The sequence below is a fragment of the Syntrophobacter fumaroxidans MPOB genome (genome assembly GCF_000014965.1).
Lineage (GTDB): Bacteria > Desulfobacterota > Syntrophobacteria > Syntrophobacterales > Syntrophobacteraceae > Syntrophobacter > Syntrophobacter fumaroxidans.
On record NC_008554.1, the window covers coordinates 4,310,385 to 4,337,276 of the forward strand.

A 26,892-nucleotide genomic window follows, 5' to 3' on the forward strand; every position below is an offset into this window, starting at 1 on the left:
CCGCGGGATGCAAATCGCCGACGGCGGTGAGCGGGAACGCGCCCGGCCGGGAGGAACTGTCTCGAGGATCGGCAAGAAAAACATCGGACGGATCGAACCCGGAGCCGTGAACCCGGTTGCCCGGGGGCCCGGGAATCGGATGAGATGCGGCCCCGCGTTCCCGGAACGCTCGTGTCGATGAAAGCTTAAATCCAGGAATTTATGATCGACAGGAATGATTCGAGTATGGTAGAAAAACTGATTGAATCAGGGGTCACGTCCATATCATCGTTCAGGAGCGGACTTTCAGGGGGCAAGGGCTATTCCCGGAAAGGGGATTTTACCTTCCTTCAGGAAATCACGCAGGGTGAGTGCGCGAAAATAACATAGATATTTTATATAATTATAGCGAACTGCAAATTTTTCCCACAGCGCGCGTAGACTTTTTTCATCCCTTCATCGCCGTATTGTGTAATGATGCGCTTGAGTTGGACTATGTACAACCCGAAAAAGGCAAACCATTCGAAAGGGTGGGACGCAAAGCCACTGGCCTACGTCTTCCGAGGGAGGATAGGGCGGCAGGGTTGCCGGAGGTGCCGTATGACCGATCCAAATGTGTCCTGAAACAGGTGAACCAGCCCCGTTGACATGCCAATTGTGTGTTGGAGCGCGACTCCGCAGTGTTATGAGAGCGTGGGTTGCTCCGCAAGTTCTTCGGAGCGCGACCCAATTCCTGGGTACGTTTCGGGGGTCGTTGCTGGTCAAGCTGAAACGTTTTTCCATGATTGGCTATTCATTATTCATAGTGAAAACAACAGGATTTGAGTTTATGTGAAGGCCTGCCCTTCAGCAGTTTGGGCGGCCCGGAAACCGAGCCTTTTGAAGAACAGGTCACAAGGAATTGGTGCGGCGGACAATTGTGTCCGCTGGAAGATGGTTCCCCAGGGCCTTTCCCACGTGGTGAACGTTAGCGAATGACGGCGCGAGGGAGTTTCAAGTCAAGGCACAGGCCCTTTGGAGGGGTCCATTCAGGCCCCGATCCCGACCTTTGACGCAGGGGGGAAATAAATCCGGTCAAGCGCATTGAAACTCGGATTTGTAACTAATATGTGATGCCAAGAGTTCTTGAAGGCTCAAAGATCATTTCCGCTCGAAAGGAGAACAACATGAAAAAATTCGTGATTCTCGTGATTGCCGTGATGTTTGCCATGGTTTCGTCTCTGGCGATGGCAGATCAGAATGGAGAAGCGAAGGCGGGGAGATTATTTCTCTACCAGAAATGTGATGAGAGCTTGATAGGCACCGAAGGTTACGATTCATACGGCTGTCCGAACGAGGGAACCGGTCCGTGGCGCATTTTCCCCGACAACCGCAGATGGGGGAGATTGAACTACAGCCTGTGGGGCGACAAATTCAAGTTCTCTTTTGCGGGACGCGGGCTTCTTCCCGAGACGAACTACACACTGATTTACTATCCGGACCCATGGCCGGGAGATCGGGGAAACGGCTTGGTTTGCCTTGGGCATGGCCGGACCACGCCCCGCAGCGGCAATCTCAACATTCATGGCGATGTCGAATTGAATACGAGTTTGCCGGCGGAATATGATGCAAACTTCAATCCGACGGAGCCTTCCGGTGCCGTGGGTGCGAAAATCTGGCTTGTGCTCTCCGACGACGTGGAATGCGTGAACGGCCCTCGCATGCTCGACTGGAATCCGACAGCATATCTTTTCGAGTATAATCTAATAACGTATGAGCATCATGAAAAACCTCTCAAGTCTCACAAGCACAGGAATCCCCATGTGTTGAACGGGGACTAGAAGCTGTCGGTCTGCCAAGTCTGAACACTCTCAAAGGCAGGATCAGGAATGATCCTGCCTTTTTTTGCGCGCCCGGCAGGACGCGTTCACCAGGAGGTGCAAGTCCTCTAAAGGCCGGACAGGGGGACCTGTCAGCCGGACGGCAAGGGCGTCCATCGGGAGGAGGAATCTGAAGGAAGCCGCAGGCAAACCCCCGGGTTGGCTGACGGCGACCCCACACAAGCGGGGCATGCCGGACAAGCGGACAACTGTACTTGAAGTTTTGCAACGGTATGGAATGTCGATCTACACACACTGCCGTGAATGATTGCTCCTTGGATGGTTGCCGTCAGGGTGACAGGCTGTCCCGATCCGGGGAACAGCGCGAAGCAGGGGGCCATTGGCCTCATCCCCGCGCAGGCGGAAATCCGGGGAAAATGAGAGAAATATTGATGGTCCCCGGCGTTCACCGGGATGAGGCGTGGGAGGGTCTGCCGCAAATATTCTCGATACCGTGGACGGAAACCTGCTGAGAATCGGTTGTGGACATACTGTCCGCCGCGTGATCGCGCGGGGTGTCCTCCGCTTTTCGGGGCTGGCGGGTCCGTTGTGTCGTACCTTGAGCGGTCGGAGAGATTTTGGCGGAGTCCATCAAGGTTCCCTGTGCACGGAACGATATGGAAGGTGGTGTGTGGGGACGGGCGGCGATCCCCCCCGCCGACCGATCGAAAGTGCCGCTCCGGGGACAACCGGTTGATGATTCGGGAGCGTGCCGCGCCCGACACAAAACCCCGACGCCGATTCATGACGAAGCAAAGAATTAGCTTGCATAACGCAAAACAATCGCTTAATTAAAACGATCGTTTGAATCTGCCGCGGGTGGGAGAGCAGGCGCTTATCCGTTGCTGGAGGCTCGAAGTGTCTCCCCTCCGGATAAGCTCGTTGCCGGCACGGTCGCTTTGGTCTATACGGATGCAGGCCGCGCGGTGTCCCGTCGGGAATGGGACCGAGGTGCGTTCAAGATTACCCAATACCTGCCCGGCGGGCGGGGATAGATCCCGCCCCTATGGGCCGATGTGCCGGTCTGACATATAAGGGGAGGGCTTTATGTCCTCCCGCACAATGCCGCCATCCTGAACTCAATTGCCTATGGCGCCCGCGTCACCCGCGAAGCCTGAACCTGGCATAAAAGGTCGTATGCGGCAAACCGGCGGGGAACCATGGAGATGGATGAGCCGGGCGCGCGGCCGGGGTGGGGCCATTTGATGATCGGGGCTGTTGTTATCGATCGAATAGGATGTTCGTTTGTCACCCGTGAAACGGGATGTCGGGGATGTCGGGGATGTCGGGGGTGCGGGTTCCGACTTCACATTCGAAGGGGAGAAAGTGGCCGGAAACACCAATGAATCCGGAATATTGTCCGGCACGACGACCGGTTCCGGCGGCGGAGAACCCGCACGGGGCGACGTGCGCGGGGAGCGCGGCAGTCGCGCGGTGAGCATCGGGAAGACGGTCCGGGAGGCGACCGCTTTCCCGAAACGGCACCCGCTGCTGAGCGCCGTGAATTCGCTCGCACGGATGTTTCCCTGCAACGGTCTGATGCGACTGGATGAAGACCGCCTGCTCGCGCGCGCCCGCCGAACGACCGGCCTGGTCGACTTTGGAGGGGATTCCTTCCGTGAGCCCTTCAGAATTCTGCTCGGGTCGCTGGAGGCGGACGCGCAACTGAACTTCATCGGACGGGTCTGCGTGCGCAACGACATTGTCCGCACCCTGCGGAACCGGCTGCGCCTGGTGGAAGACGTGAAGCGTCATCCGGAGATATCCGGTGAGGTCATTCGACGCCCGCTGTTCATCACGGGGCTGCCGAGAACCGGTTCGACCTTTCTCCATGCGCTGCTGGCCCAGGACCCGGCCGCCCGGTCGCCGCAGGTATGGGAAGTGATGCACCCTTCTCCTCCGCCGGAGAAAGCCGCTTATGGCACCGACCCGCGAATCGCCAGGACTGAAAAGGAACTGCGGTGGATCGACGTTCTGATGCCTGATTTCAACACCGTCCACCTGATCGAGGCGACGCTTCCCCAGGAGTGCATCGCCATCACCGGACTGTCTTTCATCAGTTACGTGTTCGATTCGATGTATTACGTGTATTCGTATCGGAACTGGCTCGACAGGGCGGATAAACGCCCGGCCTACGAATGGCACCGGAAATTCCTCCAGCACCTGCAATGGCGCTGCCCCGGAACGCACTGGGTGCTCAAGGCGCCCAGTCACCTGGTCTCGCTCGATGCGCTCCTGCAGGTCTATCCCGATGCGGGCATCATCATGACCCACAGGGACCCGCTCAAGGTGATGCCTTCCTGCACCAGCTTCACCGCCGTGTTGCGCGGGGCGTTCACCGATCGCCTGGACAAGGCTCAACTCGGCGAGGAAGTGAAGTGGCGCTGGGAGGGGTCCGCGGCATCGGCCATCCGGTTTCGTGAAGAACACCCGGCCCTGCGGAACCGGTTTTTCGATGTCGGGTATGTCGACCTCGTGCGGGATTCCGTGGCGATGGTCCGCCGCATCTACGACCATTTCGGGATGCAGCTTACGCCCGAGGCCGAGGAGGCGATGAGGGCCTTTGCCGGAAGACACCGCATGAACAAGCACGGTGTGCACCATTACACGCTCGAGGAATTCGGTTTCGATCCCGATGCCCTGGCACGATGCTTTCGGTTCTACACCGACTATTTTGATGTCATGCCCGAAACGCATCGATGAAGCCGGGGTGCGCCGGGCGTTTCGAAATGACGGTGAAGCCGCGGGAGGACGGTTTTCGGACGGCATGCCGCCGCGCGATGTAGGATGATGAAAAAGGATGGATTTGCCCCGCAACCCCATGCGATGGGTGACCTTGATCTTGCTGGCCGTCGCCCTGGTCTTCCTGTTCTGGATGCTGAATGAAATCGGCTGGGACAACATCAGCCGGCAGTTCATCCGGATCGGGTACTACTGGCCCCTGGTCCTGTTGCCGTACGGTCTGCTCAATCTCCTGGTGACGCTTTCCTGGAGCGTACTGCTGCTGACATCGGAAGTTCGACCGTCATTGGGCAGGCTTTTCATGCTGCGCCTTGCCGGAGAATCTCTCAATCAGCTAACCCCGACGGCCACCATGGGGGGAGAGCCTTTTAAGGCCGTGCGCCTGACCGCCGCGGGGGTGCCCTGGGAGGAAGCCACGGCCTCGGTGCTTATACAGAGGGGCATTCTGGTCCTGGGCCTGGTGACTTATATTGTGCTCGGCCTGGTCCTGGCTCCGTTTCTGGTCCACGGCACCTCCTCGAACCTGGAAGTGCTCGGCCTCGGCACACTGTTGCTGGGAGCCGGCGGGCTGGCTTTTGTCTACCTGCAGAGCAGGGGCCCATGCCTCATGGGCGTCCGGTTGCTGGAACGGCTGCGCCTTTGCCCGGACCGCCTGAGGGCGAAGGAATCGGAGCTGGCCAAGCTGGATGCCTTTCTTGCGGAATTCTACCGTTTGTATCCGAGGCGCGGGTTGCTGGCTTTCGTGCTGGTTCTCGCCAGTTGGGCGGCCCAGGCCGTGGAGGTCTACCTGGTGTTCCAGCTGCTGGGACATCCCATCAGCTGGGGGCTTGCCGTGTGCCTGGATGCACTGGTCATGCTCTTTGCGGCCGTCGGGTTTCTCATCCCCGCCTCGATTGGAGTGCAGGATGGCGGCGGCGTCCTTCTTTCCCTCGGATTCAACCTGGGAGCGGCCCTCGGGGCGGCCTTCGGCATCCTGCGTCGCATCCGGGAAGCTTTCTGGCTTTCGCTGGGGTTGGTGGTGCTGGCGCGGGAGAAGTGATCGAGTCAGGGTCACTCCGCGGTTCCATCCGCGGCAACGGCGATTTGGCAAAGAGGTCGCCCCGCCTGTGGGAGCGGAATACCCGCCGCCGCCCGGATTTCCGGAACGCCGCCGGAAATCGCGGGGGCGCCGCGGTCCTGCCGAATGCCGGCCCGCGCCGCAACGCAACGAGTCCCTCCTTCCAATGCGCTTCGAACCCCGAATCCTTCCGCGTTTCAGGAAATTCAACGCCGCCTGTCCCGCCCGCCCCGGCCTCGGACAATACCGGCCAACTCCCCGGCCGGTTACAGCCCCTTTGCCGGTCTTGTCCCGATCCGACGGAGGACGCCCCGCGACGGCCTCATACGGATTTACCTGGAAAATAGATTCCCGGGTGAGTCCATTTTCATGCTTCGCGGGTGTCGCAGGGGGCATGGATAATTGCGTTCAAAATGATACTCTAAAAGCGTGGGGGACGTATCCCCCACACCCCCTCGCCGCTTCGCGGCTCCGTGTGGCGCTGCGGCGGCGGCCTTCGGCCAGTCGCCGACAGCGCCGAGCACTCGGCCTCACGCGCTTGCGCGTGTGGCCGAAACTAGGGGGGGTGCGGGGGAATCATTCCCCCGCTCTTTTGTGCTTGAAAGACCCATCTTGAACGCAATTATCCATGCCCCCTGCGACACCCGCGAAGCATGAAAACAGGCTCCCGAGGGAGTCTATTTTCTAGGTAACTTCGTATCAGGCGGTTTTCTTCAAAGGATACTCGAGGAGCAGGCTCATGAGAAACCCGGCCAGGGGAAGGAAACCGATGCACTTAAAGGCGAAAGGGACCCCGAAATGGTCGGCGAGGATCCCGAGAAGGGTCACTCCGATTCCGCCCGCGCCGATCGCGAAGCCGACGATGAGACCCGATGCGACACCGAGGTTGCGCGGCAGAAGGTTCTGTCCCATCACCACCGTCACCGAGAAGGTGGAGATGAGGACCGCCCCGAAAAGCGTCACGGCGACCGAGAGCAGGAAGCCCTGGAGATGGAAGATAAGGGGAAACAGAAAGAAGCTCCCGAGCATCGAGAAGCGAAGCCAGAGCCGGTGTCCCCAGCGGTCTGCGAGCGGCGAGCCGGCAAGGGTTCCGAAAGCTCCGCCCAGCAACAGCATGCTCACGAGCTTCCCGGCAAAAACCGGGTCCTGTTTCAGCACGTCGATGTAGTAGAAGGGAATATAGGTCATCAGGCCGATCTGCGTCCATGTCCTCATGATGATGACGCAGATGATGACGATCATGGCGCGATGCGCACGCCGGGGAATCGGGGGAGTGTTTTCGGCAACCGCGGGCCGGTCCTTTGCGGGAATGGCCACGCTCTTGCGCAGGGCGATGATGCCGATTGTGAAGGCGGCGGCCGGCAGGAACATCCAGGGCAGGGAGGAGAACCCGAAGTAGTTGATGATGGACAGGGCGATGATGGGACCGAGCGCGTTTCCGAAATTCCCGCCCACTGCGAAGACGGACATGCCCGTGGCCATCTTCTGTCCCGTGAAAAAACGGGCCGTCTTGAAACCTTCCGGATGGTAAGCGGCGATTCCGAATCCGCTGATCGCCACCAGCAGAAGAATCAGCAGATAGTGACCGGCGCCGGCGAGAAGAGAGAATCCCGCTCCCGCGGCGAACGTGCCCAGCGGCAATAGGTAAGCCTTTTCTTTCTTGTCGGAAAGAAACCCGAAAAGGGGTTGGATCACCGACGACGTCAGGTTGGAGGCGATCAAGATCGTGCCGGCAACGGTGTAGCTGAGGTCCAGCCTGTCCTTGAGGAAGGGCAGAATGGCCGGGAGCGCCCCCTGGTAGATGTCGACCACCATGTGACCGCAAGACAGAAGAAGCAGGATCTTCAAGTTGAACTGGCTCATGACTTCCATGCCGATCGTTTTCGGGCGCCTGCCCGTCGCGGGGGCTCCGGATTTCGGGCATGTCCCGCCGAAGGCGGCCTGACGAGCTTTCCGCCGGCCTGTTTCACACCGAAGCCCGTCCCGGGGGGCAGCAATTTGTCTTGTCTTTTTGAGAAGCGATTCCGAATCGTCAATCAGACCAGGAAGGCTACACCTCCAAAACGCATTAGACAAGAGTCTTTGTAATGTTCTTCGAGCTGTTCCAGGCACCGATCGGCGACCGGAGGACGATGTCTCGTTTGCGTCTCGAGCGCCGTCCGCCGCAACGCGAGCGCCGGAGGGCGCAAAACCGGAAGGGGCCTGGCGTATCGGCCGGATTTCATGATCGGGACGCGCGTTGCCGATTCGTAATCTCAGAATCTCAACGGGAGCGTGAGAGTCACTTCGGGGAGGATGCGATGGAAAAAGCGGTAGTGATCGTCGGTTCGCTGGATACCAAAGGGGAGGAGGTCGCTTTCATCAGGGACCTGGTGGAAATGGAAGGTCTGAAAACCCTCGTGGTTGATTGCGGCATGACGGGTGAGCCGGCGTTCAAGCCGAACGTCACGCGCGGCGAGGTGGCGGCGGCGGCGGGAGGGGAGCCGGCCGGGCTCGCATCCGGGGAGCACGGGGATGAGGCCGTGAATACCATGGCTGCGGGGCTGGCGGTCGTCGTGCGCGGACTGTACGAAAAAGGCAGGCTGCACGGGATCATCGGGATGGGGGGCGCCGTGGGGACATCCGTGGCCACAACCGCCATGCGCACCCTTCCGGTCGGTCTCCCCAAGGTGATGGTGTCCACGGTGGGCGGCGGAGACGTGAGCACCTACGCGGGCACCAAGGACATCACCTTCATCCCGTCGATCGTGGATATTGCCGGGATCAACCGAATCAGCCGCAGAATTTTCGCCAATGCCGCCGGGGCGATTGCCGGAATGGTGAAAATGGAGATTCCGCGGGCGTTCGATGAGAAGCCTCTCGTTGCGGCATCGATGTCCGGGAACACGACGGCCTGTGTTGACCGCGCGCGCAGCGTTATGGAGAAAATGGGGTACGAAGTGCTGGTGTTCGATACCACCGGGGCCGGCGGCAGGACCATGGAAAGCCTCGTTGATGACGGTTTTGTGGTCGGTTCGATGGACATCACCACCACGGAGCTTGCGGATTTCGTGTGCGGAGGCGTGTTCAACGCCGGATCGGACCGGTGCATGGCGGCTTCCCGAGCAGGTATCCCCACCGTTCTGGTCCCGGGATGCGTGGACACGGCCAACTTCCCGGGAATGGAAACGGTGCCGGAGAAATACAAGAGGCGCAACCTCTACCGGCTGAACCCCAACGTCACCCTGCTGCGCACGAACGTCGAAGAAAACGCCCGCATAGGCGAAATCATCGCCGCCGCGGCAAACGCCGCCACGGCTCCGGTCGCTGTTTTGCTGCCCTTGAAGGGGGTATCCGCGCTGGGCGGCGAAGGCGGCTGTTTCCGGGATCCGAAGGCAGATCGCGCCTGCTTCGAGAGCATCAAGAAGAATCTGAAGCCATCCATCCCGGTGATCGAAATGGACAACAATATCAACGATCCGGAATTTGCGGAAAAGGTGGCGTTGACCCTTCTGAACATGCTTGACCTGTAACCCCGGCGTCCTGAGCGGAAGAGGAGGGGGCGACGCCGTGGATGTTGCGCGCGGGGACATTCTGAAGCGGCTTTTTACCACTGGAGCGATGGAGTCCGAAGCCTGCGGTTTTCCGGCCGGATTGGCCTTGGCGCGCAAAAATAGTGTCTTGCGGGCCGCATTCGGTGTAATGTGCTCGATTGCGGGACAGTCCAAACACGGCGAGGGATGAGGCGGCGACAGGAGGAGCGCATGCGCGGTGCCGGCGGTACGGAGGGGGGAATCGGGAGATTCTTTATCGGACTCATCATGATGGTGGCCGGGGGATACCTCTTTTTGCACAACATTCACGTGAGTGTCGGGTTCGGGCTTGGCTACCAGTATTTCAGTTTCTGGGGGGTCGGCATCACCAGCGGGATGGTTTTGGTCCCCTTCATTTTCGGGGTGGGCCTGATCTTCTACGACCGGAGCAGCCTGATCGGCTGGCTGCTGGCGGGCGCATCCCTGGTGATGCTTGGATTCGGCGTCATTGCGCAGACCCGGTTCCACCTGCAGAACATGTCGGCATTCGACCTGCTGACCATTCTCGTCCTGCTGGTGGGCGGCATCGGCCTGTTTGCCGGTTCCCTTCGGAGCTCGAAAAGCGTTCTGTGAGGGGTTGGGTTCCCTGCCTGTCGTGTGTCCCGGGCGCGGGACAGCTTCCTTCGACGGTTCCGAAAACGGTTGGCGGCTGAGCCTTCCCGGCCCTTCAGGACGCGGGTTTAGAACCGCCGGGACGCGGAAGGCCCTTTCGGGACAAAATGCGCGGCTCGCGCGATCCGGTGCATTTCCGGCGTCCTTCCGCGAATGCACGTTCGCTTTTGCACGTGGGGCAAAGACGCGCGACGTGCCGTTCGCGGTTTTGCTCCCCCTGGAAAACTTCACCGCGGCCGAAGTGCAAGCCGCACAAATTCCTTGACAATTTGCACAAGTACGGTACGTTCCATGAGCGCACCGGCCGTTCTGCGGTTTCCGAATGCCGAGGCGCTGATTTCATGAAATGACAAATGAGGTTTTGGCCTTGCAATCACTGCATTTTCGAGTCACCTTATGCCGCCCGCCGTTTTTTCCGAATAAGACAATAGCGCAAAAAAACCTTGTTTAGTGACGATTGTCCGGGTAATATCGCTGTTGCACTCATTGCACATTGTGCACAAGAGCCGGTGTTATTTATACCAATATACCCAAAATCGGACGATCGGAGCGTCATGATTGAAGAATTGTTCACGAAGCCCATCCTCATCTTCGGGTGCGGCAACGTGCTTCTGGGTGACGACGGGTTCGGCCCCGCCGTGGTGGAATACCTCCTGGAGCACTTTACGCTTCCCGATGACGTCTATGCCGTCGATGTGGGCACGGGCATCCGGGATTTGCTCATCGACTATGTGCTGATGCCCGACAAACCCAAGCGGATTTTCATTGTGGATTCGATTTGTCGGCCGATGAGGAAGCCCGGGGAGCTCCTCGAAGTGGATCTCAGCGAGCTTGGCGTTCAGAAGCAACACGATTTTGCGGTGCACCAGTTTCCTTCCACCAACCTGCTGGAGGAGCTCCGGAGCGAGGGGGGGGTGGAGGTGCGGGTCCTCGCGGTGCAGGTGAAGGCGCTCCCGGAGGAGGTGCGGCCGGGGATTTCCGATGAGGTGGCGGCGGCGGTGCCCAGGGCGTGCGAATGGTTGCTGGAGCAAGTCGGGGTGGATTCATGATAGTCATTCGAATCGGTCAATTGGCGGAGCAGTTGGGGGTCCATCGCAACACCATTCGCAACTGGGTGAGGAGCGGGAAGTTGCCTGCCCGCAGCATGTCGGGCAAACGTTATCTCATCACGGAGAGCGATTTCGCGAAGCTTTGCCAGGAATTCGGCCTGGAGCGGTCCGCGATGAAGCTCAAGCATGTGCCGGGCACTCCCGTGATGAGCCGGGAAGTCTCGTTGAGCGAGCAGAACGTGAGGGTGATCGGAGAGCGGTCCGGCCGGCTTCTTCCCGACGCCCACTACGGGGACGCGTGTCTGACCTGTGGCAGCTGTGCCAGTGCCTGTCCCATTTCCGGCATCGACGGCTTCGATCCGCGAAAAGCGGTCCGCATGGCCGTGCTCGGACTCGAGGAAGAGCTCATTGCATCGCAATGGCCCTGGAAGTGCACGCTGTGCGGCAAGTGCGAGGAGGCATGCCCGATGAACGTCGAGATCGTCGGGCTGATTCAGCGGGTGCGGGGACTGAGGGATCGCGGCAAGGTTCCCGGGCCTCTGCACAAGGGCGTGCTCATGTGCCTGGAAAAGGGCAACAACCTCGGGATACCCAGGGAGGACTTCATGGCGCTTGTCGAAGCGCTTTCCCGGGAGATGGGCGAAGAAGGGTGCCCGGGGTTCACGGTGCCCATCGATGTCAAAGGCGCCAATATCCTGGTCACGGTCAACTCCAAGGAGCCTTTCGCCGAACCCGACGACATGAAGCATTGGTGGAAGATTTTCCACGCCGCGGGGGAGTCCTGGACAATCCCGTCCAGGTACTGGGAGGGTGTGAACTGGGGGTTTTTCACGGGCGATGAGGAGGCGCTCAAGACCATTGTCGGTCGCCTCGTGGAGAACATGTACCGATTGAAGTGCAGGGCGCTGCTGCTGCCCGAATGAGGGCATGCGTACTACGCGACCCGGTACGGGTTGCAGAGGTGGTTCCAGAAGGATCTTCGGAATTTTGAAGTGCTATCCATTTTCGATCTGCTCATGCGATACATCCGAGAGGGCCGCATCCGCCTGGATCCCAGGCGTCACACGAGCCTGACCACCTTCAACGACGCCTGCAATTACGGGCGCAAGTCGCTCAAGACCTTCGGCCACGGGTATTTTGACGAAGCCCGGCAGATCACGCGGCTGTGTGCTCCCAACTTCGTGGAGATGTATCCGAACCGGGAGGGCAATTACTGCTGTGGCGGAGGCGGCGGGAGCTGGGCCATGCCGTTCAAGGAGGAACGCGTCTTCTACGGCCGTCTCAAGGCACGGCAGATCAGGAACTGCAAGGCGAAACTGGTGATCGCCTCCTGTCACAATTGCAGGGACCAGATCATGAAAAGCCTTCGCAAGGAATATGACCTCGATATCGAGGTGAAGTACCTCTGGGAACTCGTGGCCGAATCGCTAGTCCTTCCCGGCCGTGAGTCGGAAGGCTCCCGGAGTTAGGAGCTGGTCTATGTTGATCCTCGAAGAAAAGATAGGCGCCGTCCTGGTCGTGGGGGGAGGCGTCGCCGGCATGCAGGCCGCGCTGGATCTCGCGAACAGCGGCTACTTCGTCTACCTGATCGAACGCTCCGGCGCGGTGGGAGGGTCCATGGCTCAACTGGACAAGACCTTTCCCACCAACGACTGTTCCATGTGAATTCTGTCGCCGAAACTGGTGGAGTGCGGTCGGCACTTGAACATTCAGTTGATGACGCTCACCGAGGTGATTCGGGTCGAGGGCGAGTTGGGGCATTTCCGGGTGACGTTGCGCCGGCATCCGCGTTACGTCGACATGGACCACTGCATTTCGTGCGGCGAGTGTGCCAAGGTGTGCCCGGTGGAGGTCAAGGACGAGTTCAACGAGAAGATGAGCATCCGGAAGGCCATCTACGTCAAGTACCCGCAGGCGGTTCCGCTCAAGTACCAGATCGACGGCCGCAACTGCATCCGGGTTCGCGGCGGAGACTGCGGCGGGTGCGAGAAGGTCTGCCCTTCCGGTGCCGTCCGGTTCGACGAAGAGGAGGCGATCGTCGAGGTCGAGGTGGGCTCGATCGTGCTCGCGCCGGGGTTTCGTCCCTTCAATCCGTCCGGCATCCAGAACTGGGGATACGGCGTTTTTCCCAATGTCATCACGGCCATGGAACTGGAACGGTTCCTGGCGGCGTCCGGTCCCACCGACGGGCATCTCATCCGCCCCTCCGACGGGAAGCAGATCAGGAAAATCGCTTTCGTGCAGTGCGTCGGCAGCCGCGACATCAACAAGGCGGGCCGCGGTTACTGCTCTTCCGTCTGCTGTATGTACGCCATCAAGGAGGCGATGATCGCCAAGGACCATGTCAAGGAACTGGACATCTCGATCTTCTTCACGGACATGCGGACGCACGGCAAGGATTTCGAACGTTTCTACGAGCGGGCGCGGCAGAGGGGCATCAAGTTCTTCCGCTGCCGGGTTCCTTCCATCGAACCTGCCGAGGAGAGCGGAGACCTTTACTTCCGCTATCTCACCGATGAAGACAAGCAGATCCGGGATGAATTCGACCTGGTCGTGCTCTCGGTGGGACTGGACAGTCCCGCCGACATACAGAAACTGGCGGATTGCGTCGGCATAGAGTTGAACCAGAACCGGTTCGCGCGCACGTCGTCCTTTACTCCGGTGACGACCAGCAAGCCCGGAGTCTATGCCTGCGGAGTGTTCACGGGCCCCAAGGACATTCCGCTGTCCATCATCGAAGCCTCGGCCGCGGCCACCGCGGCCGCAACTCCGCTCTCCGACGTGCGGTACAGTCTGTCCCGCCAGAAGACGTTTCCGGCGGAGCGGGACGTGAGCGGCGAGGAACTGAGGATCGGCGTTTTCGTGTGTCACTGCGGATCCAATATCGCGGACGTGGTGGACGTGGACGCCGTGGCGGCGTATGCGGCCACGCTTCCTCGCGTTGCCTTCGTCGAGACATTGCTGTTCGCCTGTTCTCAGGATTCGCAGAATCTGATGTGCCGCAGGGTCCAGGAGAAGAAGCTCAATCGCGTGGTGGTGGCGGCTTGTACTCCCAGGAGCCACGAGGCGTTGTTCCGGGAGACCCTGCGGGCCTCCGGGCTCAACGAGTGCCTGTTCGAGATGGCCAATATTCGCAATCAGGGTGCGTGGGTGCATTCCGGGGAGCCCGAGGCGGCCACGTCCAAGGCCATGGACATGGTGCGCATGGCCGTCGCCAAGGCCGGCCTGCTCGAACCGCTGGCTCCCGTTTCGGTGCGCATCAATCCGCAGGCGCTGGTCATCGGCGGCGGTCTGGCCGGCATGGTCGCGGCCCTCGGCCTCGCCGATCAGGGGTTTCCCGTTCACCTGGTGGAAAAGGCTTCCCAACTGGGCGGCAACGCCCGGCATTTGTTCAAGACGTGGAAGAACGAGCCGATTCCGTCCTACGTGGAGCAACTGATCGCCCAGGTCAAGGAACACGACCTGATCTCGGTTCATTTGAAATCCGCCATTTCACACGCGGAGGGGTTCGTCGGGAGTTTCCGCTCCACCATCCAGAAGTCCACGGGACCGCAGACGATCGAGCACGGCGTGGCCGTTCTGGCCACCGGCGGCCAGGCCCTGAAACCGGATGAATACGGCTACGGTCTGTCTCAAAACATCCTGACCGCGCTGGAATTCGACAAGCTCCATCTGGTGGGGGATGAACGCATCAAATACGGGCACAACTTCGTGTTCATCCAGTGCGTGGGATCGAGGGAGCCGGGCCGGGCCTATTGTTCCAGGGTCTGCTGCACCCATTCCATCCAGTCCGCCATCGCCTTGAAGCAGGAAGACCAGTCGCGGCGCATCTTCATCCTGCACCGCGACATCCGCACCTACGGGCTGAGGGAGGAACTCTACACCAAGGCGCGCGAGCTGGGCGTCGTTTTCATCAACTATGAAACGCACCGGAAACCGAACGTTCTGCTCAATGAAGATCGTCTCTCGGTGGTGGTCTGGGATCACGTGCTTCACGAGCCGTTCAGCATTCCGGCCGACGTACTGGTTCTGGCCACGGCGATCCTCCCGAATCCCGAAGTGCGGGATCTGGCCAGGTTGTACAAGCTCCCGGTGGATTCGGACGGGTTTCTCCAGGAAGCACACATGAAGCTGCGTCCCGTCGATTTTTCCACCGACGGGCTGTTCCTGGCCGGCCTGGCCCACTATCCCAAACCCATTGAAGAGGCGATCGCCCAGGCGCAGGCGGCGGTCTCACGGGCGGTCACCGTGCTTTCCCAGCGATGGATCGACCTCGACTACGTCAAGGCCCGGATCAATGAAACGACATGCGACGGGTGCGCTCTGTGCCTTGATGTGTGCCCCTACGGCGCCCTTCAGCTCGAGGAAATTCCAGGATCGAACGGCAGGCAGCACGCCGTGGTCAAGGCGGCCAGGTGCAAGGGTTGCGGTGCGTGTCAGGCGACGTGTCCCAAGGAGGGAATCAGCGTCGCGGGGTTCACCTACCGCCAGATTTCCGCGCAGGTGAAAGCCGCTTTGAGCGACGGTGAAAAGAGGTTTGCTTATGACATTTGAACCCCGCATTCTGGTATTTGCGTGCAATTGGTGCGCATATGCCGCCGCGGATCTGGCCGGTACCGCGCGCATTCAATATCCGACCACGGTCCGGCTGGTGCGGGTGATGTGCTCCGGGATGGTGCACCCCGACCTGATTGCCGAAGCCTTCCAGTATGGAGCGGACGGGGTGTTGCTCATGGGGTGCCACCTCGGCGAATGCCACTACCAGGACGGCAACCAGAAAGCCAAGGCGAGAATGGCCGTGGTCGAAGAGCTTCTCGAGCTGCTCGGGCTCGAACCCGACCGGTTTCGACTGGTGTGGTGTTCCTCGGCTGAAGCGGACCGGTTCGTCAACATCGTTCGCGACATGACCCAGACCGTCAGAAACTTCGGGCCGTCGCCGTACCGCAGAGATCCGCCCGGGCGCGCGGCGGGTCGGGAGGTGTTGGAATGCCAGTCACCGTAGCGGCGGAATCCCTCAGCAGCTGCGCCGGGTGTGAAATCTCGATGCTCAACATGGGCGGACTGTTCCTGGAATTGCTGAAGGAAATCCGCATCGTTCACATGCCTCTCCTCTTCGATCACAAGTATTTCGGCCAAGCCGGCGAGGAAAACTTCATCGGGATTCCGGAAGCCGATATCGGGATCGTCAGCGGGGGGATTCGCAACGAGGAGCAGCTCGAAGTGGCCCTGAAGGTGCGCGCCCAATGTCGAATCCTGGTGGCCCTCGGGACGTGCGCCACTCATGGCGGCATCCCCGCGCTCATGAACCGGTACTCCGACGAAGACCTGTTCCGTCGCTACTACCGGACCAGCGAAACCACCGAGGCGGCCGCTCCGCCCAACGAGGTCGTCCCCAGGTTCCTCGATCGGACCTACGCCCTGGACGAAAAAGCCAGGGTGGATGTGTACATGGCCGGTTGTCCTCCGCATCCGGATTATCTCGGCGCGATGTTCCGAACGCTCCTCGACGGGCAATGGCCGGAAATGCCGACCAAGAGCGTTTGTGACACCTGCCCCACGCGCCGGGAAGGCAAGGGCAACGTCCAGAAGATCCGGCGCTTCACTCGAAGTGCCCGATTCCAGAATGAGAAACCGCTCTCGGAAATGAAGTGTCTCCTTGAACAGGGGCTTCTGTGCATGGGCCCCGTGACGCGCGCCGGTTGCGCCGGCCTGCACGGGAACGTGCCCATGTGCATCAGCGCCAGGGTGCCGTGCCGGGGATGCTTCGGCCCGGTCAAACAGGACGGCAACCAGTTGCTCGATATGCTCAACGCCCTGGCAAGCAACGGCATCGATGTCCGGAGTATCCCGGACCGGCATTCGCTGTTGAGGTTTTCCGGAGCGCACGGGCGTCTTATCAGGGCGTCCGGCAGAAGCCCGAGAGGCGAGGGCAGGGACGTCCGCTCCCCGGCGGAACACTGATCCTCGCCCGGATACCCTTTTCTTCCCGGGAACTCGGAGACACACGATGGGAAAAGCTTTTCAGATCGAACCCGCGGACACGACACAGAGCCACGGCGAGGGTGCCCGGAAAGTCATCAACATACAGCCGGTCACCAGGATTGAAGGCCACGCGCGCATTGCCGTTCACCTCGACGATGAGGGCAACGTAGCCGATGCAAGGGTTCACATCATGTCCATGCGCGGCTTCGAAAAATTCATCGAGGGAAGGCCGGCCGAGGAAGTGCCCAGGATCGTGACCCGCATATGCGGGATCTGTCCCTGGCAGCATCATGTCGCATCCAGCAAAGCCGTGGACGGGTGCTTCGGAGCTTCCGTCCCTTCGGCCGGCAGGAAGCTGCGCGAGCTGATGCAGGTGATGGCCCACATCAACGACAAGATTCTGCATTTCTTTTTCCTGGCCGCTCCGGATTTCCTCCTGGGGTCCGACAGTGAATACTCCGTTCGGAACATCATGGGGATCGCCGAAAAATCCCCGAAACTGGCCGAAAAAGTCGTGCAGATGCGCTACCTCGGCCAAATGATGATGGAACGATTCGCGGGAAAGGCGATTCACCCGGTGGCGGTGGTACCCGGAGGGTTTTCCAAGCCCATGGTCGAATCCGAGCGGCAGGAGCTCCTGGCGGGTTCCCGGCAACAGCTCGAATTCGCGCGGTACGCCATGGACTTCGCCAAAAGCCGGGTTTTCTCGGCGACCGATCCGACCACGAAGCGGATCGGGGACATCACCACGGGGTTTCTCGGCACGGTGAGCCCCGCCGACGGTTCGCTGAACCTTTACGAAGGCCTCCTGCGCCTGATGAGGCCGGATGGTTCCTTCCACGAGTTCTCGTCCCGTGAATACGCGGATTTCATCGGGGAACACGTGGAACCCTGGTCTTACGGCAAATTCCCCTTTGCCCACGCATGGGGCGAGGGATTTTCCATGGATCTGGAACAGCCTCGAGGGGTCTATCGCACCAACTGCCTGGCGCGCATCAACGTGGCGGATCGCATCGACACACCCCTCGCCCAGGCGGAGCTTGTCGAATTCCGGTCGGAGTTCGGAAGACCGGCCCAGTCGACGATGCTCTATCATCGGGCAAGGATGATCGAGCTGCTGCATGCCTGTGAGAAGGTCGTGGAACTGCTCGAGTCGCCCGACATCACCGATCCGCGCGTGAGAGACGAGGTGTGGCCTCGGGCCGGCCGCGGGGTGGGTTGCGTCGAGGCCCCCAGGGGCACCCTGATTCATGATTACTCCACGGATGAAAGCGGCTGCATCACCCGCGCGAACCTGATTGTGGGCACCACCCACAACCTCGCCCCCATCAACATGAGCGTGAAAAAGGCGGCCCGCGACCTCATTCAAAACGGAAACGTCGACGAGGGACTGCTCAATCGGGTGGAGATGGCCGTGCGCGCCTACGACCCTTGAATTTCCTGCGCGACGCACCGCCTGGACGGCGGCCCGGGAATCGAGATCAGGGTTTTTGACGCATCGGGCGTGATGGTGGCCGGCTCCGGTTGAACGGCCCGCGGCCGTGGTTCATCCCGGGGTGCCGCACTTGTTTTCGAGCAATGAATCACTATGTTGTTTGCAGCCGGTGATTCCATGATGCCGGGTTTCCGCAAGGTCCGGTTCGAGACGGTTGGCGGTGGCGAGCCGGCTGGTGCTTCGTTTGGGCTTCGAGGTGCTCCGGAGAGTACTCATGTGCTGAGGTCGAGTCGGGCTCGAAACTCATGACGGCGGGCGTGCGCGACGCTCACCCTTTCGATTGTGTGAAGAGGGACGGGATTTGTCTCCATACGCCTTGTCGTTTCCTCGATCCCGGATTGTTGATGTTGAACGCAGGCGAATTGACGTGAGACGGCGACGGGTTGAGAGGAGCGGCTGTGAAAGAGAAGGGAAACAAGATCAAGGTCCGGGCCGAGCGGGTTGATACCAAGTGCGGCTACATCGGGCACATGACGGTGGACGAGATCAGGGAACGCACTGTGGGTGAGTTCATCAACGTGGCCTGCCCGGAGTGCGGGGAGATTCATCTGACCGTCGAGGAGAAAGAAGCCGCCGAGAGGAAGCGGATCACGGAGACCTCCAAGTACGTGCGAATCAAGGAAGAGGCCGAGCAGGAATGAACGACCGTCTCCATGGAAAAGCATCCGCGGGCCGGAGACGACCCGGCCGGACAAATCGAGAATCGCCGCTTACGGAAACCTGCCGAAGCTCGCTCAACAGGAAGTGAAGTCCGAGACACTCCCCCGTGAACGATCGGGAAGCCCCCGGCGTTGCACCCGCTGCCTGACCTTTTTATTTATTGAAAGAATGTTTTCGGAAAGATATCATATTTATTGATAAGTCTAGCCTTCCCCGGCGTTATGCCGTGGGCCTTTTTCCGCCTCGAAACGTGGGCCGGCGCGGCGGCGGGCCGCCCACCGTTGTTGGGATGATTACAAAGGAGAATCGAGTGGTTGTCCCCCCGATTGGAGTCCACAATTGACTTCCTCTGAGCTGAAGGAGGTGATGCAGGGAGAATATCTTCGGATGTCCGCAGTCATGCGTCTTGGTGTTTTTATTGAATCTTAAGCGAATTATGGCGTTTGGGACCCGATCCTCATAGATTCAATCATGGATCCCGCTGGATTTATCATTTCTTCTGTTCGCAGTTCGGGTTCGGGAGGAGGGAGAGACTATGGCAGACAAGAACGGTAAGGAACCGGAATATGTCGTAATCGAGAGCGGCAAGACCTCATTTAGGGATCTATACACCAAGGAGGACTGGATGGCCATCTGGATGGGCTTCCTGCTCCTCATCATCGGTCTGGCTATCTACCTGCCCCAGCCGCCGGAAAAAAGCGCTGAAATCCCTAAGTACAACGCCACGATGAAGGAAGAGGCGGCCAAGGCCCCCTTCAAGACCATCGAGTGGTACAATGCCTCGTCGGCCAAGAAGGGCATCCGGGCGAGGGATCAGGAGTTCGGCAAGACAATCCAGAATTTCTTTGCCGCTCCCGGCAAATGGTCGGAGAATCCGCTGGATGCGGTCTACCGCAGTAAGGAACAGGCCGACGCCATGAACGCAAAGGCCAAGGAAGCGGCGGATAAGGCCAAAGCAGCCGAAGACGGCGCCCTGGCGACCGCGAAGACGGCCCAGGCCGCGGCTGCGGCCGCGGGGTTCAAGGACACGGGGTTGAATGAGGCTGCGGATAAGGAAATCAAAGCTTGGCAGGCCGCCAAGGAAAAGTCTTCCAAGGCCAAGGGGAGTGCCTCCAACAAACCTTTCAACCGAATTTATTACCTCATCGGGTTGTGTGCCATTCTGGCCGTCTTTTTCGGAATCGGCAAGGCCGTCATGGGAGAATCCTTCGGCAGGTTCGTGCTCGGCTTTCCCGTTGTTTTTCTCCTTGCGGTACTGGCGTACATGGCCGAGACACAGTCTTTGATGAGTTACTGGGGATTCGGCTTTCCGCTCTGGGCGATCATCTTCGGCCTGCTCATCAGTAACACCGTCGGGACGCCCAAATGGGTTCAGCCCGCGGTGGCAACCGAGTTTTTCATCAAGACGGGCCTGGTGCTGCTCGGCGCGGAAATCCTTTTCAACAAGATCCTGGCCATCGGCAAACCGGGAATCTTCGTCGCCTGGGTGTGCACGCCCATCACCCTGATCCTGACCTACTGGTTCGGGCAAAGGGTCATCAAGATGCCGTCCAAGACCCTCAACATCACCATCTCCGCGGACATGTCGGTCTGCGGCGTTTCCGCCGCAATCGCCACCGCGGCCGCCTGCCGGGCCAAGAAAGAGGAACTGACGCTGGCCATCGGCCTGTCCATGGTGTTCACCGCCATCTGCATGGTGGCCCAGCCCGCCTTCGCCAAGCTTGTCGGGCTGCCGCAGATTCTCGCCGGCGCCTGGATGGGGAGCACCATCGACTCCACCGGCGCGGTGGCCGCCGCCGGGGCCTTTTACGGCGAGAAGGCGCTTTACGTGGCCGCCACCATCAAGATGATTCAGAACGTGCTCATCGGCGTTACGGCGTTCTGCGTCGCCGTCTACTGGTGTGCCAAGGTGGAGTGCGCGCCCGGGACCAAGGTGAGCTGGTGGGAAGTGTGGTACCGGTTTCCCAAGTTCGTGATCGGGTTCATCGTGGCATCGATCGTTTTCTCCTTCATCGACCAGGGCATGGGGAAGGATATGAGCACGGTCATGATCGATCAGGGGGTCCTGAGGGGCTTCACGCGAATCGCGCGCGAGTGGTTTTTCGCCCTGGCCTTCACTTCCATCGGCCTTGAAACCAATTTCAGGGAATTCGGGCCGTATTTCAAAGGCGGAAAGCCCTTGACCCTGTACGTGTTCGGGCAGTCCTTTCAGCTCATGCTGACGCTGGTCGTCGCCTACATCATGTTCTATATCATCTTCCCCGAGGTCACCGCCGGGATCTAACGCATGGTTTCAAAGAACTCCTGTGTTGAAGGCCCCGTCCGCGAGGTCGAAGCCTCGCGGACGGGGCTGAAATCGTGGTTCAGGCTGCTGATCGGATTCGCTCTGGTCTGGGTGTGCATCTTTGTTTTCGGATCCCTCTCCAGGTACATTCCCGGTGCGGATCACATGGCGGAAGTGATCGACGAACGGGGCCTCAGGGCCACCGCCATCTACTACACGGACCTCGAGGAAACCTACGAGGGGTCGGAATACATACGCCATGCCCTCGAGTCCGCCCCGAACGAGGACTAGCCTTGGCCGACCGTGAAGAATTGAATCGCAGGAAGGAACTGATCCTCGGGAGCGAGCGGGCATTCGCCAACCAGGTCGGCGCGGCGGTCTTCGAGAAGCCGAAGGTCAGCTACTGGATGGTGCTCATCCCCATCCTTTTCCTCTACTTCATTTACCGCATGCAGAAATACAAGCATGGCCGGATGCGATTCAACGACGAGTTCATGATCACCCGCGGCCGGGTGATGGATGCCTCCGTGGACGCGATAGACGCGGGAACGGCGCCGGATATCGGCGCGGTGGTCGCGCGGTCCACGCTTGCGGACGGACCCGCGAAGCAGAAGTACGAATCCTGGGTCCGGGTTCTCGCCGAACACTACATGGATCTGCTGGGCTCCGAAGGCGGCAGTTTCGAAGCACTGGTGAGATCGGCCTACCGCAGCCGCACCGACTGCCTCCTCGCGCTCAACCGTCTCAGCACGGTGGAGAAGGAATTCTATTCCGCCCTCATGCCTCAAATGGCCGAAATGAACGGCGCCTCCGATATCATCGGCGTCATCGTGGAGCGATCGCAGCAATTGCGGCGTGAACTGGCCGAGCGTGTTTTTGCCTGAGAAACGTTTCCTTCAGTGGGTCCCCCCCTTTCCACGGCTCCGCGCGGGTCGGTCCTGCGGTTTTCTCCGCGCAGTGGTTCAGGAGCCCTTCCGGATTTTTTCACGGCACAAAATCCTGCGGTTCGGTCGGTTTTTTTCTGCGAAAATTTCTGCAATCAGGTGTAAAATATTTTGGTAATGATCGTGTTTGAATGATCGTTTGGCCGCAGATTCCGCAGCGAATGTATCCGACGGACGGGGTTCGGCGCCCGCGCTGCAACGTTCCTTTGAATTCAGCAGACCGGTTGATGCGTGCGGATGCACGCGGTTTTATGCGATGCACCGGCCTGGGTTGTCTCCCGGAAATGCATGTTGGCGATGCCTTCCCGGGATTTGGAACGTCGTTCTCAAGACATTGCCGGAAGTCGGTCCGGCAATGCCCTTGGTGTTTGTTCGATCAGGAACGGCACTGGAAATGTGGTCGTGCGGGTCCGGGTTCGAAGTGCGCGTGACCGGGTCGTAAAACCACGCTGCATTCGCCTCAACGCTCCGGCTTTATGCTGCCGGTTGATCGGAGCGAGGAGGGGTGGCATGACGGAAGTTGGCGAAAGACAGAGCGCGGCCATTCATCCCAGCCTCGACCGGTCAGTTCCCATCGGCTCCCTGGACGACAAAATCGCCTCATCCACCGACTTTCCCCTCGCGCGGCGAGCACGCGAGCGATTCAGGCTCCTGAAACGCGCCGCACACGGGGCTGACAGTCCGAGACGCTCGGCTCCCGTGTATCATGTCCCGTTCCGGCCGCTCGGCGGCGGTCTTTCCAAGGCGGCTGCGAGACATGCGGACCGCAATGCCGCCGGCCATCCGGGGGAGGACCACACGATCCGCCCGGCCTCAACGAGAGGGCATGACCGCAGGGCCGAAGAATCGGTTGCGGTCCATTACCCGAACAGCTTGCCGGGAACCGCGGAGGGCCGGAAAGCTCTCGAAAAAGCCTCGCTTGCTCCTTTGACAGCCTTGCGGATACCATCCTCTCTTTTGTTGGGGGTAACCGATCCCGGTTCGGAACATTCCTGCTCCGGGAGCAGTCTCCATTTTGGGAACCCGAAAACCGGAACCCCCGGGAAGACCTTAGCGGATGGGGTTTTCCGGCGGACGGCATCACGTGATGATCGGCGGCCGTCACAAGACCTGTGCCGGAAGAGGACCATCGTTCGTGCGGTTGGTCGCGGGGCGTTGGGCAATCAGGAGAGGATAAGGACCGTTTCTATATGTGTGCTGAATAGGTTGAAAAAATCAACGCGGAAAGGAGGTATGGAGTTTTTCATCACAGGTTGCGTTCAAGATGACGGCATTGGGCGGGAGGGCATAAAGCCTTCCCATACGTATGATCGGCACGTCGTTCCGTATGGACTACGTATGACCGGTATATCGCTCCGTATGGTCTATGTCTGATCGAAATGTCGATCCATAGAGGCTACGTATGATCGATACATTGGTCCATAGGGACTATATCTGATCGACATATCGGTGCGTAGGGGCTATGTATGATCGGTGCATCGGTGCATCGGTGCGTAGGGGCGGGGTTTATCGCCGCCCGCGCCACCTCCCGCTGGGCAGGTGTTATGCAATCTTGAACACACCTCAGTATCAGATGTCTCTGTAACGGTTTTACTTGGGCGAGACAAATCGAGATATCATTGAACCGGTTTGCTTTAGTCGGTAAAACAAGGAGAAGCACATGAACGCCGCAGTTCTAATGGTCGTAGCATTCGTTTTATTCTTCATTGCGTATCGTATTTACGGGAAATACATCTCCAAGGTGTTCGAGGAAAACGACGCAAATCCCACACCGGCATGCGCAATGAAGGATGATTGCGATTATGTGCCCACAAAGCCGATTGTTCTCTTCGGGCACCACTTTGCCAGCATCGCGGGCGGTGGTCCCATCATCGGACCCACGGTGGCCATGCTTTTCGGATTCATACCCGTATGGCTGTGGGCGGTGTTCGGGAGTATCTTCGTCGGTGCGGTGCACGACATGACGACGCTTTTCGCAAGCGTCCGGGAGAAGGGGAAATCCGTTGCCGAAATCGCGAAGGCGACCCTGGGAAACACGGGGTTCTTTCTCTTCATTTCATTTAACATACTCATGCTCCTGCTGGTCACGTCCGCATTTCTGGGCCTGACGGCAACGGCCCTGACTTCCCTGCTGCCCCTGGACGTGCTCAAGCTCGAACCTTCGCAAACCCTGGTGAAGACCATAGAGGCCGGCGGGGTCGTCAAGGCGCAGATAGGCGGCATCGCCTCCACCTCGGTCATCATCATCACCTGCTGTGCGCCCTTTCTCGGTTTTCTGGTGTACAAGAAGGGAATCAACGCATATCTCGCCTCCGCCATCGCGATCGTCGTATGTATTGTTTCCGTTGTCGTTGGAATGGAAATTCCGGTTTCCTTCAACGCCAACACATGGATGATCATACTCTGCTTTTACACGTTGCTGGCCGCGGGCATTCCCGTCTGGCTGATCTTGCAGCCCCGGGATTTCACCAACTCGTTCCTGCTCTACGCGGGAGTTGCGGGACTGTTCATCGCGAGCATCGCGGCGGGTTTCAAAGGGGTTACCTTCAACGCCCCGTTGACGAACCTCGCGGCGGGGTCGGCCAAGCTGGGACCCATATGGCCGTTCCTGTTCATTACTGTGGCCTGCGGCGCCATTTCGGGCTTTCATTGCCTGGTTGCGGGCGGCACGTCGTCCAAACAGATCTCGAAAGAATCGGACGTCAGGAGAATCGGTTACGGGGGCATGCTGCTGGAAGGCCTGCTCGCCATCGGCGTCCTGGTCGCCGTCGGATGCGGCATCGCCTTTCAGGATTATTCGAACATCGTGTTCCCGACGACCGCCGGGGTAAGATCGAACCCGATCCTGGCCTTTGCCGCCGGCGCGGGCGGCCTGTTCGACAAAGGGCTTGGTATATCGCCCGTGTACGGAACGATTTTCGGAATCCTTCTCGTGGAGGGTTTCGTGGTCACGACGCTGGATACGGCCGTTCGGCTCAACCGGTACTTGTTCGAAGAGCTGTGGCAGGTGATGTTCACGAATGTTCCGAAGATCATGAAAACCTATTTGTTCAACTCGGCGCTTTGCGTGTTCCTCATGTATATTTTGGCCTACAACAATGCGTTCCTGGTTATATGGCCCGCGTTCGGCTCCGCGAATCAATTGCTTGCCTCGCTGGCCCTGATAGCCGTATCGGTGTGGTTGGTGAACAAGGGGAAAAATGCCGTGTTTACCGTGATCCCGGCCATTTTCATGATGGTGACGACCTTGTATTCCCTGGTCAGTCTGCTTGTAAACACCTATCTTCCCAAGCAGAACTACATGTTGGCCGCTGTTGCGATATTGCTGACCATTCTCTCGATCGGCGTCATTTCAATGGCGTTCAACGCGTGGAGGAAGATCAGGAGGGAAGCTGTAGTGCCCGCCCGCGCGGCATGACGGGCTTTTCGGACTGTTTGCCGAAAAGGGGGCCACGGCGGCCGGCCTCTTTTTCGGCGCCTTTTCGCACCCTGGTGACCACTGCGGGCAAAGGGGGGCGGGGCCGTTTTCGTGCGTGCTTTTTCGACAGGGAGGGACTGTGGGATCGCTGGAGCCGGACCTGCGTTTCAACGGTGTCGCGCTGGAGACCGGCGTCCGCATGCATTACGTGGAACGGGGACCCGCCGGGGCGGAGGCGACGGTCTTCATTCACGGGTACGCGGATTCCTGGTTTTCCTTCAGTCGCGTGCTTTCGGCGCTCTCGCCCCGGCACCGCGCGGTTGCCGTTGACCTGAGGGGGCACGGGGATTCGGAAAAGCCCATGGGCGCCTATTCCCTCGATGCTTTCGCGCGGGACGTCGTGTCCTTCATGGATGCCGTCGGCGTGGAACGGGCGAACCTAGCCGGGCATTCCATGGGGAGCTTCATCGCGCAGCGCGTCGCAATGATCGCGCCGCAGCGGGTGAAGAGCCTCACCCTCATCAGTTCCGCGCCTACCTCAAAAGATCATCCGCTTCTCCTGGAGCTGAAGGGAGCCGTCGACCGGTTGAGCGATCCCGTGGACCGCGCCTTCGTGGCCGAATTCCAGGCGACGACCAATCCCGTTCCGGCGGACTTCATGGAAGGCATCATCTCCGAGAGTTTGAAAATACCGGCGCGTATCTGGCGCGAAACGCTTCACACCCTGCTCCTCGAGGACCACAGCGCGCGGCTGCCCGAGATCGTCGTTCCCACGCTGATCGCCTGGGGAAAGCAGGACGGGTTTTTCACCCGTGAGTTCCAGGACGGGCTGAGAGAATTGATCCCCGCTTCGAACATCAAAACCTACGCCGCCGGTCACGCCCTTCACTGGGAAAAACCCGCGGAATTCACGCGGGACCTCGAAGCTTTCATTGCAGAGGCATGATCCCCGCAAAGGGGACGGCAATCTGGATGGGCCGAATGGGCCGGGATCGTCCGCCGGCGCTCAGGGCTTTTTCCCCCGCATGTCCTCGACCGTCTCGAACGTCCCGTCTTCCTTGCGGATGATCAGCATGTCGCGGCCACGGATATCGGTGAACCGGATGGCGCCCTCGTAGGAGGCGGGGGGCTTGCGTTCTTTTTTTCTCAGGATCAGGAGGACGGCCGCCGCGACGACCAGGATTGGAATCAGCAAGAAAACCGGATGCATGTTCACGACCTTTCCCGGGGAGAGTCACG

19 protein-coding genes and 1 riboswitch are annotated in these 26,892 nt (G+C 59.8%); of the genes, 17 read left to right on the forward strand and 2 right to left on the reverse strand.

Going from position 1 to position 26,892, the window contains the following annotated elements; genetic code table 11:
- Positions 1-481 precede the first annotated feature (481 nt).
- Positions 482-571, forward strand: a riboswitch (cyclic di-GMP riboswitch).
- A 574-nt stretch (positions 572-1,145) separates the two neighbouring features.
- The 3 genes from SFUM_RS18195 (at position 1,146) to SFUM_RS18205 (ending at position 5,619) form a co-directional block, all read left to right on the forward strand.
- A complete protein-coding gene (locus SFUM_RS18195) occupies positions 1,146-1,799 on the forward strand; it encodes a hypothetical protein (RefSeq protein ID WP_011700319.1) in 654 nt (217 codons plus the stop codon).
- Between the two features lie 1,293 nt (positions 1,800-3,092).
- Complete coding sequence (locus SFUM_RS18200) at positions 3,093-4,541, forward strand: sulfotransferase family protein (RefSeq protein ID WP_244148128.1); 1,449 nt, start codon at positions 3,093-3,095, stop codon at positions 4,539-4,541.
- Positions 4,542-4,638: 97 nt separating this feature from the next.
- The gene (locus SFUM_RS18205; protein ID WP_011700321.1) at positions 4,639-5,619 is read left to right on the forward strand and encodes a flippase-like domain-containing protein; all 981 of its coding nucleotides are present in this window, start codon (positions 4,639-4,641) and stop codon (positions 5,617-5,619) included.
- A gap of 717 nt (positions 5,620-6,336) precedes the next feature.
- Here SFUM_RS18205 and SFUM_RS18210 read toward each other — a convergent pair.
- On the reverse strand, positions 6,337-7,500 hold the full coding sequence (locus tag SFUM_RS18210; protein WP_150109557.1) for an MFS transporter: 1,164 nt from the start codon (positions 7,498-7,500) through the stop codon (positions 6,337-6,339).
- A gap of 437 nt (positions 7,501-7,937) precedes the next feature.
- Here SFUM_RS18210 and SFUM_RS18215 point away from each other — a divergent pair, with 437 nt between their 5' ends.
- The 14 genes from SFUM_RS18215 to SFUM_RS18295 all read left to right on the forward strand — a co-directional run bounded on the left by SFUM_RS18215 (position 7,938) and on the right by SFUM_RS18295 (position 26,599).
- Positions 7,938-9,149, forward strand: a complete 1,212-nt coding sequence (locus SFUM_RS18215) for a Tm-1-like ATP-binding domain-containing protein (RefSeq protein WP_011700323.1) — start codon at positions 7,938-7,940, stop codon at positions 9,147-9,149.
- A 231-nt stretch (positions 9,150-9,380) separates the two neighbouring features.
- Entirely contained in the window at positions 9,381-9,782 is a 402-nt protein-coding gene (locus SFUM_RS18220; RefSeq protein ID WP_011700324.1) for a hypothetical protein, read from the forward strand.
- Between the two features lie 593 nt (positions 9,783-10,375).
- Complete coding sequence (locus tag SFUM_RS18225) at positions 10,376-10,870, forward strand: hydrogenase maturation protease (RefSeq protein WP_011700325.1); 495 nt, start codon at positions 10,376-10,378, stop codon at positions 10,868-10,870.
- On the forward strand, positions 10,867-12,339 hold the full coding sequence (locus SFUM_RS24005; RefSeq protein ID WP_083764131.1) for a helix-turn-helix domain-containing protein: 1,473 nt from the start codon (positions 10,867-10,869) through the stop codon (positions 12,337-12,339). Before SFUM_RS18225 ends, SFUM_RS24005 begins: the two co-directional genes overlap by 4 nt.
- Positions 12,340-12,349: 10 nt before the next feature.
- Positions 12,350-15,424: an FAD-dependent oxidoreductase gene (locus SFUM_RS18245; RefSeq protein WP_150109558.1), complete on the forward strand. Its 3,075-nt coding sequence runs from the start codon at positions 12,350-12,352 to the stop codon at positions 15,422-15,424.
- Entirely contained in the window at positions 15,414-15,872 is a 459-nt protein-coding gene (locus SFUM_RS18250) for a hydrogenase iron-sulfur subunit (RefSeq protein WP_011700330.1), read from the forward strand. Before SFUM_RS18245 ends, SFUM_RS18250 begins: the two co-directional genes overlap by 11 nt.
- The gene (locus SFUM_RS18255) at positions 15,857-16,831 is read left to right on the forward strand and encodes an NADH-quinone oxidoreductase subunit B family protein (RefSeq protein WP_011700331.1); all 975 of its coding nucleotides are present in this window, start codon (positions 15,857-15,859) and stop codon (positions 16,829-16,831) included. The genes SFUM_RS18250 and SFUM_RS18255 overlap by 16 nt, the downstream gene beginning before the upstream one ends.
- 46 nt (positions 16,832-16,877) lie before the next feature.
- Complete coding sequence (locus SFUM_RS18260; RefSeq protein WP_011700332.1) at positions 16,878-18,287, forward strand: Ni/Fe hydrogenase subunit alpha; 1,410 nt, start codon at positions 16,878-16,880, stop codon at positions 18,285-18,287.
- A gap of 458 nt (positions 18,288-18,745) precedes the next feature.
- Entirely contained in the window at positions 18,746-18,988 is a 243-nt protein-coding gene (locus SFUM_RS18265) for a hypothetical protein (RefSeq protein ID WP_011700333.1), read from the forward strand.
- Positions 18,989-19,542: 554 nt separating this feature from the next.
- A complete protein-coding gene (locus tag SFUM_RS18270) occupies positions 19,543-21,291 on the forward strand; it encodes a YeiH family protein (RefSeq protein ID WP_011700334.1) in 1,749 nt (582 codons plus the stop codon).
- A 3-nt stretch (positions 21,292-21,294) separates the two neighbouring features.
- Positions 21,295-21,582: a hypothetical protein gene (locus tag SFUM_RS18275; protein WP_041440943.1), complete on the forward strand. Its 288-nt coding sequence runs from the start codon at positions 21,295-21,297 to the stop codon at positions 21,580-21,582.
- Positions 21,583-21,584: 2 nt separating this feature from the next.
- The gene (locus tag SFUM_RS18280; protein WP_041440945.1) at positions 21,585-22,175 is read left to right on the forward strand and encodes an NF038143 family protein; all 591 of its coding nucleotides are present in this window, start codon (positions 21,585-21,587) and stop codon (positions 22,173-22,175) included.
- A 1,720-nt stretch (positions 22,176-23,895) separates the two neighbouring features.
- On the forward strand, positions 23,896-25,653 hold the full coding sequence (locus tag SFUM_RS18290; RefSeq protein WP_011700337.1) for a carbon starvation CstA family protein: 1,758 nt from the start codon (positions 23,896-23,898) through the stop codon (positions 25,651-25,653).
- A gap of 139 nt (positions 25,654-25,792) precedes the next feature.
- Positions 25,793-26,599: an alpha/beta fold hydrolase gene (locus SFUM_RS18295; protein WP_011700338.1), complete on the forward strand. Its 807-nt coding sequence runs from the start codon at positions 25,793-25,795 to the stop codon at positions 26,597-26,599.
- 60 nt (positions 26,600-26,659) lie between these two features.
- On the opposite strand, the gene SFUM_RS18300 is transcribed toward SFUM_RS18295, so the two are convergent.
- Positions 26,660-26,863, reverse strand: a complete 204-nt coding sequence (locus tag SFUM_RS18300) for a hypothetical protein (protein ID WP_041440949.1) — start codon at positions 26,861-26,863, stop codon at positions 26,660-26,662.
- Positions 26,864-26,892: the final 29 nt, after the last annotated feature.